Genomic DNA, 13,065 nt, shown 5'->3' with positions numbered 1-13,065 from the left:
GGACCGGGGCGGGGGCCGCTTTGGCTAGAATCTGCGCACCCGACAACGCAAGCGAGGAAATGCCGGTGTGGTATGTGATCGAAGGGTATGACGGCCAGGATGTGCTGGCGCAGCGGCTGCAGGCGCGGCCGGAACACCTGGCGCGACTGCACGCGCTGCGCGCCGAAGGGCGCCTGCTGCTGGCCGGGCCCTGCCCGGCGGTGGACAGTGAAGACCCGGGCCCGGCCGGTTTCAGTGGTTCGGTGGTGATCGCGCAGTTCGAGTCGGTGCTCCAGGCCCAGGCTTGGGCCGATGCCGACCCATACGTGGCTGCAGGCGTCTACACCCGTGTACAGGTACGCCCGTTCCGCAAGGTCCTGCCGTGAACGCGGAACGGATCGAACGGATGCATGATGCGCTGCAACAGGCGCTGGCCCCGAGCGTGCTCGAGATCGAGGACGACAGTCATCGCCACGCCGGTCATGCCGGCGCGCGCGATGGTCGCGGCCACTTCAACGTCCATGTGGTCAGTGAACGCTTCGCCGGACTGGGCCCGCTGGCCCGGCATCGCGCGGTCTACGCCGCGCTGGGGTCGATGATGGAGACCGATATCCACGCGTTGTCCATCCACGCCCAGACCCCGTCAGAACAAGGCTGAGCCCTTGTCCCACGCTGTCCTGGCAGGTCCCTGCGGGGCCTCGCCATGGACAGATTTCCATGTCCATTTCGGGACATTCGCCTAACGGACTGTTTACAAGCCCAGATGGAAACGCTTACATTCCGCGCCAATGCTGGTAGGTCCAAGCCGTGGAGGGCGGCTTCGTGAACAAGGCAGCTATCACAATCAAAGACGTCGCTCGCGAAGCCCGGGTCTCCGTGGCCACGGTTTCCCGCGCGCTCAACGGGCATGAAAATGTCGCCGAACCGGTCCGCCAGCTTGTACTGGAGGTGGCCGCACGGCTGCGTTACACCCCGCACGCCGCCGCCCGCAGCCTGAGCAGCCGCCGCACCAATACGGTGGGCGTGGTCCTGCCCGACCTGTACGGCGAATTCTTCTCCGAGCTGATGCGTGGCATCGACAACGTCGCCCGTAGCCGCCGCCAGCACCTGCTGGTGTCCAGCTATCACGGCGACCAGGAACAGCAGGGCGCGGCCCTGCGTGCCATGCGCGGCCGCGTCGACGGCCTGCTGGTGCTTTCGCCCTATGCCGAAAGCCCGGGCTTCCTGACCGACAACCTGCCGCAGTCGCTGCCGACGGTGTTGATCAACACCTATCTGCCCGGGCAGGACCACCCGGTGCTGAGCATCGACGATCACGCCGGCGCGATGGCGATGACCCGCCACCTGCTGGATGCCGGCCACCGCCGCATTGCCTTCATTTCTGGCCCGGACCTCAACTTCGACGCGCGCGAGCGCCTGCGTGGCTTCCGTGACGCGCTGGCGGCTTTCGGCAGTGACGCCGAAGGCATCGAGCTGCCCGGTGATTTCGACGAAGCTTCCGGCCATCGCGCCGGTCAGGAGTTGCTGGCAGCCGGAGCGCTGCCCGATGCCGTGTTCGCCGCCAACGACATGATGGCCCTGGGCTGCCTGTATGCGTTCACGCAGGCAGGTGTCCATGTGCCGTCCGACGTCGCACTGGCGGGTTTCGATGACATTCCACTGGCGCGTTTCGTCCACCCGTCGCTGACCACCATGCAGGTCAGCATCGCCGAGCTCGGCGATCGGGCCATGACGCGCCTGCTGCAGTTGATGGACGGCACCTCCACGGATGGGACAGGGGACAAGCAGACCCTGGTTCCCCGCTTGATAGTTCGCGATTCCACCACTCCGCCATCGGGCCGTTGAAGCCAGAGGCGTTCCTTCTTTTTTGATTGATCGCAGGGACCGCGCGAGCGGTCACCGCCACCCGGAGATTGAGTTGATGATGCACACCACCTTCCGCACGCCGGCACGCCGGCTGCTGAGCACTGCACTGGTCAGCTGCCTGATGCTGGCCGCTGCTCCGAACGTCATGGCGCAGTCGGCCAATGCCAGCCTGCGCGGCCAGGTTGCCGGCGCCCAGGCCGGCGCCGAAGTCACCGCCACCAACGTAGCCACCGGCACCGTCCGTCGCGGCACCGTCCGTGCCGATGGCAGCTACTCGCTGATGGGCCTGGACCCGGGCACCTATGACGTGGTCGCCAACGGCCAGTCGCAGAAGGTCACCGTCACCGTGGCCTCGACCGCTACCCTGAACTTTGCCGGCGCGGCCAGCAGCACCCCGGGTACGACCGCAGCCACCAACCTGGACACCGTCAACGTTGTCGCGCCGACCCTGTTGCAGGAAGTGCGCACCTCCGAAGTCGGCAAGACCGTCAGCCTGCAGCAGATCCAGACCACCCCGCAGGTCTCGCGCAACTTCCTGGAGTTCGCCGACGCGGTGCCGGGCATGATCTTCACCCGCGATGCCAAGGGCAACACCTCGCTGCGCGGCGGTGCCACCAACTCTGACGGCACCAACGTCTACATCGATGGCGTCGGCCAGAAGAGCTACGTGAAGGGGGGCGGCATCTCCGGCCAGTCCGGCAGCGCCGGCAACCCGTTCCCGCAGCTGGCCATCGGTGAATACAAGGTCATCACTGGCAATTACAAGGCCGAGTACGGCCAGGTCTCCAGCGCCGCCATCACCGCCGCGACCAAGTCGGGTACCAACGAGTTCAAGGGCGAAACCTTCTACCGTTACACCAACGACAACATGCGTGCGATGACCCCGGCCGAACGCCAGCCGGGCAAGAGCAAGGAAGACTCGGCCGAGAAGGAGTACGGCTTCGCGCTGGGTGGTCCGATCATCAAGGACAAGGCCCACTTCTTCGTTACCTATGAAGCCAAGCGCTTCGACCTGCCGGTGACCATCGCGCCGGATGGTGCGGTGAGCGCGGCGGCCGCTCATCTGCCCGCCGATGGCGCTGCGGGCCTCGGCCCGGCCAGCCAGCCGTTCCAGCAGGACCTGATCTTCGCCAAGATCGACTTCGAGCCGACCGACAACGATCGCATCGAACTGACCTTCCAGGACCGCGACGAGAACCAGCAGCAGTTCAGCGACCAGACCGCGAAGGTGCACGGCAAGGTGGTGGACAACACCGACCGTCGCTATGCGCTGCGCTGGAACCACAGCGGCGAGCGGTTCTACAACGAGCTGATGGTCACCCATGAAGAGGCGTTCAACAATCCGCTGCCGCTGACCTACGGCAACGGTATCGTCTACACCGCGCCGGACTTTGGTGACAAGAACCGGAACCGCCCGGTGGAAAAGACTCTGGTACAGATCGGTGCAGCAGATGCGCTGTCTTCCCAGGTGAAAGGCCAGAAGGGTTGGGCGATCGAGGACAACCTGACCCTGGATGGCCTGCAGTGGGCGGGCGACCACACCGTCAAGATGGGTGCCAAGTACAAGCAGATCGACCTGTACGCCTCCGACGCGGCGCAGATCAATCCGCAGTTCTTCTACACCATCGACAACCCGGCGTTCCCTTCGGATATCCCGTACAAGGCGCAGTTCACCAAGACCAGCACCGGTGTCACCGGTGTCGCGTCGGAAGTGCGCGCCAAGGTCAAGCAGATCGGGCTGTTCATCCAGGACGACTGGCAGGTCAACGACCACCTGCAGCTGAACATCGGCCTGCGCTGGGACTACGAAAAGAACCCGGTTTACACGGACTTCGTCACGCCGCCGGAAGTGGTCAAGGCGCTGAACTCGCAGGATCCGCACGCACCGCCAGGCGTGTCCCAGACCTATGCGCAGACGCTGGCGCTCAGCGGCCTGGACGTCAACGACTACATCAGTACCGGCCACAACCGCAAGAACTTCAAGAACGCCTGGCAGCCGCGCCTGGGCTTCTCGTATGACGTCAATGCCGACGAGCAGCACGTGATCCACGGTGGCGCCGGCCGTTCCTACGACCGTGACCTGTTCGACAATCTGGCCCTGGAGACCACCAAGCTGGCGCTCCCGCAGCCGACCGTGAATTTCCGCAACCCGGCCACCGGCAGCTGCATGTATGGTCAGCCGCCATGCTTTGACTGGAACCCGAATCTGCTGAACGGCATCGAAAACGTGCAGGCGCTGCTGGGCTCCACCAGCAATGAAGGCATGGAGGTCGATCTGCTGAACAACAACATGAAGGTGCCGTACGCGGATCAGTTCAGCCTCGGCATGAGCAACCAGATCGGCGAGTGGCTGACCGATGCCACGATTTCGCGCACGCTGACCTACGACGGCTTCGCTTACACGCTGGGCAACCGCTTCCACAACGGCAATTTCTTCGACAACCAGATGCTGTGCGGCGCTGAAGAGCCGACCTACGGTCAGCCGTGGGGCTGCAACATCCCGGGCTTTGGCAGCCTCGTCATCGGCCAGCAGGGCATCAAGACCCGCTCCACCCAGATCCTGCTGTCGGCGCAGAAGCCGTACAGCAAGGAAAGCGGCTGGGGTACCTCGATCGCCTACACCTGGACGAACGCCCGCCACAACCGCAACATCAACGAGCACTACTCGTTCGATCGCGGCACCATCGGTGAATACCCGACGATCAAGTCCAATGGCGCGCCGCGCCACCGTCTGGTGGTGACCGGCTCGTATGATGGCTTCTGGGGCATCACCTTTGGTGGAAAGCTGACCCTGGCCACGCCGACCCCGGGCAACGACTGGGCCTGCATCGCCCAGGCCGGCAATTCGAACTGCATGCCGACCCCGGCTGCTGGCACGCCGTCGGGCAATGGCCACTTCCTGCTCGGCGGCAAGATCTTCGGCTACCGCTCGCTGGATCTGCAGGCGACCAAGACCTTCAAGCTGGCGGGCGATACCGAGCTGTATGCACGCATCGACATCATCAACGTGCTCAACTTCGACAACTTCTCCAAGCTGAACTACGTGAAGAGCGACGGCAAGCTGCTGGTCAGCTACAACGAGACCGGCGACATCATCGGTACTCCGCGCCAGATCAAGGCCGAAGTGGGCTTCCGCTTCTAAGCGGGCCCGCCTGAAGCAACACCCCGATGCCGCCGCTCCGCCGGCGGCATCGGCTGAATGGATACATGGCAATGGCCGGCCCCGTGCCGGTCCATTGCCCACGCCGCTGCCGGGCAGGGGGCAGCGGCGTGGGCAATGATCGCGGTGTCAAACCACGTTTTTCGTGGTTTTTTAAGAGCGCAGCTTGTAAACGATTTCAGATCATTGGACGTTATGCTTTCCCATCGATCAGACCACCGGAGGAATCGCGCCATGCAGGCACGCCATCTGTTGTCCGCCGCGGCGTTGAGCCTGGCCGTTGCTGCCTGCCAGCCGGCCCAGCAGGAGCCTGCCAAGCCGCGGCCGCCGGTGATCCTGATCGAAGCCGATGCGCCGCCACGGCCGATGAAGCCGGAGCTGCCGCCGCTGTTCGATGACATCGAGCGGCGCACTTTCCAGTTCTTCTGGGATACCACCAACGAGATCAATGGGCTGACCCCGGACCGCTATCCCTCGCGGCCGTTCGCCAGCATCGCCTCGGTCGGCTTCGCGCTGACCGCCTATCCGATCGGCATCGAGAACGGCTGGGTCAGCCGCAACCAGGCGATCGATCGCACGCTGACCACGCTGAAGTTCTTCCGCGACGTGCCGATGGGCCCGCAGCGTACCGGCAAGGCCGGTTACAAGGGCTTCTACTACCACTTCCTGGACATGCAGGAAGGCCGTCGCTACGACAGCTGGGTCGAGTTGTCCTCGGTGGATACCGCGCTGCTGATGATGGGGGTGCTGTTCGCGCAGTCGTATTACGACGGTGACGATCCGCGCGAGAAGGAAATCCGCCAGATCGCCGATACGTTGTACAAGAAGGTCGACTGGCCGTGGCTGCAGCAGCGTGCGCCGCTGATCTCGATGGGCTGGTTCCCGGAGAGCGGCTTCATCGACCACGACTGGATGGGCTACAACGAGGCGATGATGGTCTACATCCTCGCCCTGGGTTCGCCGACGCACCCGGTCAGCCCGGATGCGTGGACGGTGTGGACGCGCACCTACGACAACGACTGGGGTGTCTACCAGGGCCAGGAATACCTGTCTTTCGGCCCGCTGTTCGGCCACCAGTACAGCCACGTCTGGATCGACTTCCGCGACATCCAGGACGCGTACATGCGCGAGCGCGGCAGCACCTACTTCCTCAACAGCCGCTCGGCTGCGCTGGCGCAACGCGAGTACGCCATCGCCAACCCGATGCAGTGGAAGGAGTATGGCGAGAACGTATGGGGCCTGACCGCCAGCGACGGGCCGCAGAACACCACGCAGGACTACCGTGGCGAGCAGCGCCAGTTCCGCCACTACTCTTCGCGCGGCGCCGGCCTGCGCGAGAACTTCGATGACGGCACCATCGCCCCCACCGCTGCGATCGCCTCGGTGGTGTTCGCCCCCGAGCAGGTGATCCAGGCCACGCTGGAGATGCACAAGCGCTTCGGCGATTACATCTATTCCAGTTACGGCTTCCTGGATTCGTTCAACCCCAGCTTCAACTACGACATCCCGATCAAGACCGGCCGCCTGGTGCCTGATCGCGGCTGGGTCGCCAGCGACTACATCGCCATCGACCAGGGTCCGATCCTGACCATGATCGCCAACTACCGCGATGACTTCGTCTGGGAAGTGATGAAGAAGAACCCGTACATCCGCAAGGGCCTGGAACGGGCCGGGTTCAGCGGTGGCTGGCTGGCGCCGGAAGGCTCGTTCCAGCCGCTGGAACTGCAGAAAGACGAAAAGGCCGCGGCGGCACGCGCGGTGGGTCTCGCCGAATCACGCGCGGCTGCCGCGCAGGAACAGAAGAACAATGCCAACCGCACCACAGGCCAGGGCAAATAACCCGATGCCGAACTGGATCGACCGCCTGTGCCGCTGGGCGCTGCCTGCCCTGGCCGCGCTGGCCGTGGCCGGCTGCGCCCGTACCGAGCCGGGCACCACCACCGTACGCTTCTGGGCGATGGGGCGAGAAGCCGAGGTGGTCAGCGAGCTGATCCATGAATTCGAGGCCGAGAACCCGGGCATCAAGGTGGATGTGCAGAACATCCCGTGGACGGCTGCGCACGAGAAACTGCTGACCGCGTTCGCCGCCGATGGCCTGCCGGACGTATGCCAGCTGGGTAACACCTGGGTGCCGGAGTTCGCTGAGCTCGACGCGCTGACGCCGCTGCAGCCGTTCGTGCAGCGTTCGTCCGTGGTCGACCCGAAGGACTATTTCCAGGGCATCTGGGACACCAACGTGATGCATGGCGAGCTGGTGGGCGTGCCGTGGTATGTCGATACCCGCCTGATCTACTACCGCAAGGACCTGCTGGCCAGGGCCGGCTATGACCACCCGCCGCGGACCTGGCAGGAGTGGGACGAACAGATGGCGGCGATCAAGCGCATGCAGGGCCCGAACCGCTATGCGGTACTGATGCCGATCAACGAGTTCGAGCAGCAGCTGTCGTTGGCGCTGCAGCAGCCCGATCCGTTGCTGCGCGACGACGATACCCGCGGCAATTTCGCCAGCCCGGGGTTCCGCCGCACGCTGGCCTTCTACGCCAACATGTTCGAGCAGGGCTGGGCGCCGAAGATGTCCGAGACGCAGATCTCCAACGTCTGGGATGAGTTCTTCCGCGGCTTCAACGTGTTCTACATTTCCGGCCCGTGGAACATCCGCGAGTTCAAGAAACTGCAGCCCAAGGAACTGGAAGGGCAATGGGGCACCGCGCCGCTGCCGGGGCCGGATGGCCCGGGTGCCGGTATCGCCGGTGGCACCAGCCTGGTGATCTTCCGCAAGTCACAGCAGAAGGAAGCGTCCTGGAAGCTGATCGAGTTCCTGTCGCGACCGGAAATCCAGGCGCGCTTCCATTCGATCATCGGTGACCTGCCGCCGCGCCGCAGCGCCTGGAATGCGCCATCGCTGGCCAACGATCCGCTGGCGGCCGCGTTCCGTGACCAGCTGGAGCGGGTCAGGCCGACGCCGAAGGTGCTGGAATGGGAGCGCATCGTGCAGGAAATGCGCATCGTCACCGAGAAGGTGGTGCGCGGTGGCCTGGCGCAGGACAAGGCCGTGGAAGAGCTGGACCAGCGCGTGGACAAGGTGCTGGCCAAGCGCCGCTGGATGCATGAACAACAACGCCTGCAGCAGCGCGTGCCGTCGCCGCGATCGAGCAGTGCCGTGGCCGCCGGGAGCGCGCAATGAAACGTACTTCACTTGCCGGCTGGATTTTTGCCGGTCCCTCGTTGATCGTGCTGGGTGTTTTCTTCGGCCTGCCGGTGGCTTCGGCGCTGGCGCTGAGCGTGACCGACTTCGACCTGTATGCCCTGGCTGACAGCAGCAACCTGCGCTTCGTCGGCCTCGGCAACTACATCGATCTGCTGCAGACGCCGATGTTCTGGAAGTCGCTGTGGAACACCACCTACTTCGTGCTGATCGGCGTGCCCTTGTCGATCGGCGTATCGCTGGGCGCGGCGATGCTGCTGAATGCGCCGGCCGCGCGCTTCAAGGCGCTGTTCCGCACCGCGCTGTTCGCGCCGGTGGTGACCACGCTGGTGGCGGTGGCGGTGATCTGGCGCTATCTGTTCCATACCAGCTACGGCCTGGTGAACTACGGCCTGGGCCACCTGGGTATCAGCCCGATCGACTGGCTGGGTGATCCCAACTGGGCGATGCCGACCATCATGCTGTTCGCGGTCTGGAAGAACTTCGGCTACAACATGGTGATCTTCCTGGCGGGCCTGCAGGCGATCCCGCATGACCTGTACGAGGCCGCACGCATCGACGGTGCCTCGCGCTGGAAGCAGTTCCTGCACATCACCCTGCCGATGCTCGGCCCGGTGCTGCTGGTGGTCGGCGTGATTACCGTGTCCGGCTACTTCCAGCTGTTCGCCGAGCCGTACGTGATGACCCGCGGCGACCCGCTGCAGAGCACCGTCAGCGTGCTGTATTTCATGTTCGAGGAAGGCTTCAAGTGGTGGAACCTGGGACGCGCCTCCGCAGTGGCGTTCCTGCTGTTCCTGATCATCCTGGCGGTGACCACCGTGATGCTGCGTTTCGGCCGCAAGAGGCAGTTGGTATGAGTCGTGAAATCGGCCAGTCGCGCTGGTACCCGTGGATGATCAATGGTGCGTTGCTGGTATTGGCCCTGCTAAGCCTGGCGCCGCTGCTGTGGATGCTCTCGGTCTCGTTCATGCCGCAGGGCGAGGCGACCCACTTCCCGCCACCGCTGCTGCCGTCCAGCATCACCACGCGCAACTACCATGAGCTGTTCGCGCGCACCGGCATGGGCGGCAACTTCGCCAACAGCCTGCTGGTGTCGGTTGGCATCACCCTGGGTTCGCTGCTGCTCAACACGATGGCCGGCTACGCCTTCGCCAAGCTCAACTTCGTCGGCCGCGAGCGCCTGTTCCAGGTGCTGATGGCGGCGCTGGTGATTCCGGCGCAGGTGGCGATGCTGCCGCTGTTCCTGCTGATGAAGCAGTTGGGCCTGGTCAACAGCTTCGGCGGCGTGATCGTGCCGGCGCTGGCCAGCGTGTTCGGCATCTTCCTGGTGCGCCAGTATGCGCGGTCGATCCCGGACGAACTGCTGGAGGCGGCGCGCATCGACGGGGCAGGGGAGCTGCGGATCTTCTTCCAGATCGTGCTGCCGATGCTCAAGCCGGTGCTGGTGACCCTGGCGATCTTCACCTTCATGGGTGCATGGAACGATTTCATGTGGCCGTTGATCGTGTTGACCGACCAGGAGCACTACACTTTGCCGGTGGCGCTGGCCACCCTCTCGCGCGAGCACATCATGGACGTGGAAATGATGATGGCCGGCGCGGTGGTCACCGTGGTTCCGGTGCTGGCACTGTTCCTGGTGCTGCAGCGGTACTACATCCAAGGTCTGTTGTTGGGGAGCGTCAAAGGATGAAGCGAGCGATCGCCGTTGGACTGGGCCTGTTGTGGACCTCCCTGGCGATCGCCGCACCTCCGGCGCTGCCGGCACCGAAGGTGCTGGACGATTTCGACGACATCGGCGCCTGGAAGCTGGTGTTGTCCGACCAGGTCAGCGGATCGCTGCGACCGGTCAGTGGCGCCGGCGGCGGTCGTGCACTGTGCCTGGACTACGATTTCCACGATGTCTCCGGCTACGTCGGCATCCGCCGCGCGCTCAACATCGAATACCCGGTCAATTACCGCTTCGGTTTCCAGATGCGCGGTGATTCACCGGGCAACGACCTGCAGTTCAAGCTGATCGATGCCAGCGGCGACAACGTCTGGTGGGTCAACCGGCCCGGCTACAGCTTCCCCAGGGCGTGGACGCCGGTCGAGTACCGCCGCCGCCAGATCGACAAGGCGTGGGGGCCTTCGCCCGAAAAGGAGATGGCACGCAGCGCCGCGGTCGAGTTCACGATCTACAGCAAGGTCGGCGGCCGCGGAACCGTGTGCTTCGACAAGCTGACCCTGCAGGGCCTGCCAGCCCAGGATGACTCGGCGCTGGTGCCGTCGGTGATCGCCGATACCGCCACCGCGCTGCAGGACCGCATGATCGACGGCAAGAGCGATACGTTCTGGATCAGCGGTGGCGTCAAGCAGCAGACCATCAGCCTGGACCTGCACAAGAGCCGCGAGATCGGCGGTGCGGTGATCGACTGGCTGCCGAACCTGGAGGCGCGCCGCTACACTGTGCGCACCTCCGAGGATGGTCGCGACTGGCGCACCGTGCGTGAAGTCACCAGTGGTGCCGGTGGCCGTGACTGGCTGGCGTTGCCGGATACCGATGCACGCTACGTGCGCTTCGATCTGCAGGATGGTCCGAACTGGCGCTACGGCATCCGTGACATCGCGCTCAAGCCGCTGGCCTTCGCGGCCACGCCGAACGCATTCCTGTCCTCGGTGGCGGCCGATCTGCCGCGCGGGTCGTTGCCGCGTGCCTATGTGGGCGAACAGCCGTACTGGACCCTGCTCGGCCTCGATGGCGGCCAGGAACAGGCGCTGATCAGCGAGGATGGCGCGCTGGAGCCGGCCAAGGGCAGCTTCAGCATCGAGCCGTTCATCCGCCTCGACGGCAAGCTGCTGGACTGGTCGAAGGTGGCCATCACCCAGTCGCTGCAGGATCACTACCTGCCGATCGCCAACGTTGACTGGGTGCATGAGAAGGTCGGCCTGGCGGTGACCGGCTTCGTGCAGGGCACGCCGGAGCGCGCGCAGCTGATCGGCCGCTATCGGCTGAGCAATCCGGACAAGGTCGCACACGAATACACCCTGGCGCTGGCGATCCGTCCGTGGCAGGTCAATCCGCCGACCCAGTTCCTCAACACCGTCGGTGGCTTCAGCCGCATCGATGCACTGGATGTGGGCGATCAGCTGGTGCGGGTCAACGGCGAGCCGCGCATCTACCCGCTGCAGGTGCCGGACGCGCGCTTTGCCAGCACGTTCGATGGCAAGCTCGATGCGATGCATCTGGCGGACGGAAAGTACCCGGCCACCACTTCAGTGAAGGACAGCACCGGCATGGCGTCGGGCGCGTTGATCTATACGATCAAGCTCGAGCCCGGGCAGAGCCGCGAGGTGGCGGTGGTGCTGCCGCAGACCGGTGGCTGGGCGCCGAAGGCGCTGGACGTGGCCAAGGCGCAGGCGCAGGTGGCCGGGCAGTGGCGGCAGAAGCTGGGCGTGGTCTCGCTGCAGGTGCCGGCGGCGGGCCAAGCACTGGTGGATACCCTGCGCACGGCAGTCGCGCACATGCTGATCTCACGGGTCGGTCCGCGCCTGCAGCCGGGCACGCGTTCGTACGCACGCAGCTGGATCCGCGATGGCGCGATGATTTCAGAAGGCCTGCTGCGCATGGGCCGCAGCGACGCCGTGCGTGACTACATCAACTGGTATGCCCCCTACCAGTTCGAGAACGGCAAGGTGCCGTGCTGCGTCGATGCGCGCGGCAGCGACCCGGTGCCGGAGAACGACAGCCATGGCGAGCTGATCTACAGCATCGCCGAGTATGGGCGCTATACCGGCGACAGCACCTTCACCGAGCTGATGTGGCCGCACGTGCAGGGTGCCTACAGCTACATGGAGCAGTTGCGTGCCAGCGAACGCACCGAGGAGAACCGCGCGCGCAACCCGGCCTTCTACGGCATGATGCCGGCCTCGATCAGCCATGAAGGCTATTCGGCCAAGCCGATGCACTCGTACTGGGACAACTTCTGGGCGCTGCGTGGCTATAAGGACGCGGCGCTGCTGGCGACCCAGCTGGGCAAGGTCGAGGCGATGCAGATCGCCGAATCGCGTGACCAGTTCCGTGATGACCTGCAGGCCTCGCTGCTGTCGGCGATGCAGCAGCACAACATCGACTACCTGCCGGGCTCGGCCGAGCTGGGCGACTTCGATGCGACTTCGACCACCATTGCGCTGGCCCCGGGGGGCGAGCAGGACCGCCTGCCGCAGCAGGCGTTGGAGGCAACCTTCGAGCGCTACTGGAAGGAATTCGTGGCGCGTCGCGATGGCAAGCGCGAGTGGAAGGACTACACGCCCTACGAATGGCGCAACGTGGCTGCGTTCGTGCGCCTGGGCTGGCGCGACCGCGCCTGGCAGGCGACCGAGTTCTTCTTCAAGGACCGCGCACCGCAGGCCTGGAACCAGTGGGCCGAGGTGGTTTCGCGTACGCCGCGGAAGCCGTTCTTTGTTGGCGACCTGCCACACGCCTGGGTGGCTTCGGACTTCGTGCGCTCGGCGCTGGACATGTTTGCCTACAACCGCGACATGGACGATGCGCTGGTGCTGGCCGCCGGTGTGCCGTCGTCATGGCTGCAGGGCGAGGGCATCGCCGTGCAGGGCCTGCGTACGCCGCAGGGCCAGCTGAACTACCGGCTGCAGCGCAGCGACAAGCAGCTGGTGCTGGAGGTGCAGCCGGGCCTGGTGCCGCCGGTCGGTGGCGTGGTGCTGCCATGGCCGTACGCGGGTGATCCGGGCGAGGCGACGGTCAATGGCGAAGCCGCCGAGTGGATCAACAAGGAACTGCACGTGCACCAGCTGCCGGCGCGGGTCGAGATCGAAGTGCCGAGCGCGGTGCGCCGCGCGGAACGCAAGGGGCAGTAAC

The 13,065-nt window shown here is 65.0% G+C and carries 9 protein-coding genes; all 9 read left to right on the top strand.

Annotated features, from left to right (window positions below; all coding sequences use genetic code 11):
- The first annotated feature begins 65 nt into the window (after positions 1–65).
- The 9 genes from N5D91_RS13535 to N5D91_RS13495 all read left to right on the top strand — a co-directional run bounded on the left by N5D91_RS13535 (position 66) and on the right by N5D91_RS13495 (position 13,064).
- Positions 66–365 (top strand): YciI family protein, encoded by a 300-nt coding sequence (locus tag N5D91_RS13535; protein WP_180855046.1) that lies wholly within the window; start codon positions 66–68, stop codon positions 363–365.
- A 20-nt stretch (positions 366–385) separates the two neighbouring features.
- The gene (locus N5D91_RS13530; protein ID WP_110712885.1) at positions 386–637 is read left to right on the top strand and encodes a BolA family protein; all 252 of its coding nucleotides are present in this window, start codon (positions 386–388) and stop codon (positions 635–637) included.
- Between the two features lie 149 nt (positions 638–786).
- Positions 787–1,824 (top strand): LacI family DNA-binding transcriptional regulator, encoded by a 1,038-nt coding sequence (locus N5D91_RS13525; RefSeq protein WP_110712884.1) that lies wholly within the window; start codon positions 787–789, stop codon positions 1,822–1,824.
- 76 nt (positions 1,825–1,900) lie between these two features.
- Positions 1,901–4,987, top strand: a complete 3,087-nt coding sequence (locus N5D91_RS13520) for a TonB-dependent receptor (RefSeq protein ID WP_164161929.1) — start codon at positions 1,901–1,903, stop codon at positions 4,985–4,987.
- Between the two features lie 252 nt (positions 4,988–5,239).
- A complete protein-coding gene (locus N5D91_RS13515) occupies positions 5,240–6,844 on the top strand; it encodes a glucoamylase family protein (RefSeq protein ID WP_279907113.1) in 1,605 nt (534 codons plus the stop codon).
- 4 nt (positions 6,845–6,848) lie between these two features.
- Positions 6,849–8,189, top strand: coding sequence for a sugar ABC transporter substrate-binding protein (locus N5D91_RS13510; RefSeq protein WP_180855033.1), 1,341 nt, complete (start codon positions 6,849–6,851; stop codon positions 8,187–8,189).
- The gene (locus tag N5D91_RS13505) at positions 8,186–9,067 is read left to right on the top strand and encodes a sugar ABC transporter permease (RefSeq protein ID WP_005410323.1); all 882 of its coding nucleotides are present in this window, start codon (positions 8,186–8,188) and stop codon (positions 9,065–9,067) included. Before N5D91_RS13510 ends, N5D91_RS13505 begins: the two co-directional genes overlap by 4 nt.
- The gene (locus tag N5D91_RS13500) at positions 9,064–9,900 is read left to right on the top strand and encodes a carbohydrate ABC transporter permease (RefSeq protein WP_110712881.1); all 837 of its coding nucleotides are present in this window, start codon (positions 9,064–9,066) and stop codon (positions 9,898–9,900) included. Before N5D91_RS13505 ends, N5D91_RS13500 begins: the two co-directional genes overlap by 4 nt.
- Complete coding sequence (locus N5D91_RS13495; protein ID WP_180855034.1) at positions 9,897–13,064, top strand: discoidin domain-containing protein; 3,168 nt, start codon at positions 9,897–9,899, stop codon at positions 13,062–13,064. Before N5D91_RS13500 ends, N5D91_RS13495 begins: the two co-directional genes overlap by 4 nt.
- The last annotated feature ends 1 nt before the right edge of the window (position 13,065 follow it).

The organism is Stenotrophomonas sp. GD03794, from assembly GCF_029842145.1.
GTDB lineage: Bacteria > Pseudomonadota > Gammaproteobacteria > Xanthomonadales > Xanthomonadaceae > Stenotrophomonas > Stenotrophomonas riyadhensis.
The sequence above is the reverse complement of the archived record's forward strand: the minus strand, read 5'-3'. Positions and strand labels throughout refer to the sequence as shown.

What these genes read in the sequence shown, in the direction of transcription:
- N5D91_RS13505 (WP_005410323.1), top strand. Translation starts at nt 8,186, where the DNA reads ATGAAACGTACTTCACTTGCCGGCTGGATTTTTGCCGGTCCCTCGTTG.
- N5D91_RS13510 (WP_180855033.1), top strand. Translation starts at nt 6,849, where the DNA reads ATGCCGAACTGGATCGACCGCCTGTGCCGCTGGGCGCTGCCTGCCCTG.
- N5D91_RS13495 (WP_180855034.1), top strand. Translation starts at nt 9,897, where the DNA reads ATGAAGCGAGCGATCGCCGTTGGACTGGGCCTGTTGTGGACCTCCCTG.
- N5D91_RS13520 (WP_164161929.1), top strand. Translation starts at nt 1,901, where the DNA reads ATGATGCACACCACCTTCCGCACGCCGGCACGCCGGCTGCTGAGCACT.
- N5D91_RS13530 (WP_110712885.1), top strand. Translation starts at nt 386, where the DNA reads ATGCATGATGCGCTGCAACAGGCGCTGGCCCCGAGCGTGCTCGAGATC.
- N5D91_RS13500 (WP_110712881.1), top strand. Translation starts at nt 9,064, where the DNA reads ATGAGTCGTGAAATCGGCCAGTCGCGCTGGTACCCGTGGATGATCAAT.
- N5D91_RS13515 (WP_279907113.1), top strand. Translation starts at nt 5,240, where the DNA reads ATGCAGGCACGCCATCTGTTGTCCGCCGCGGCGTTGAGCCTGGCCGTT.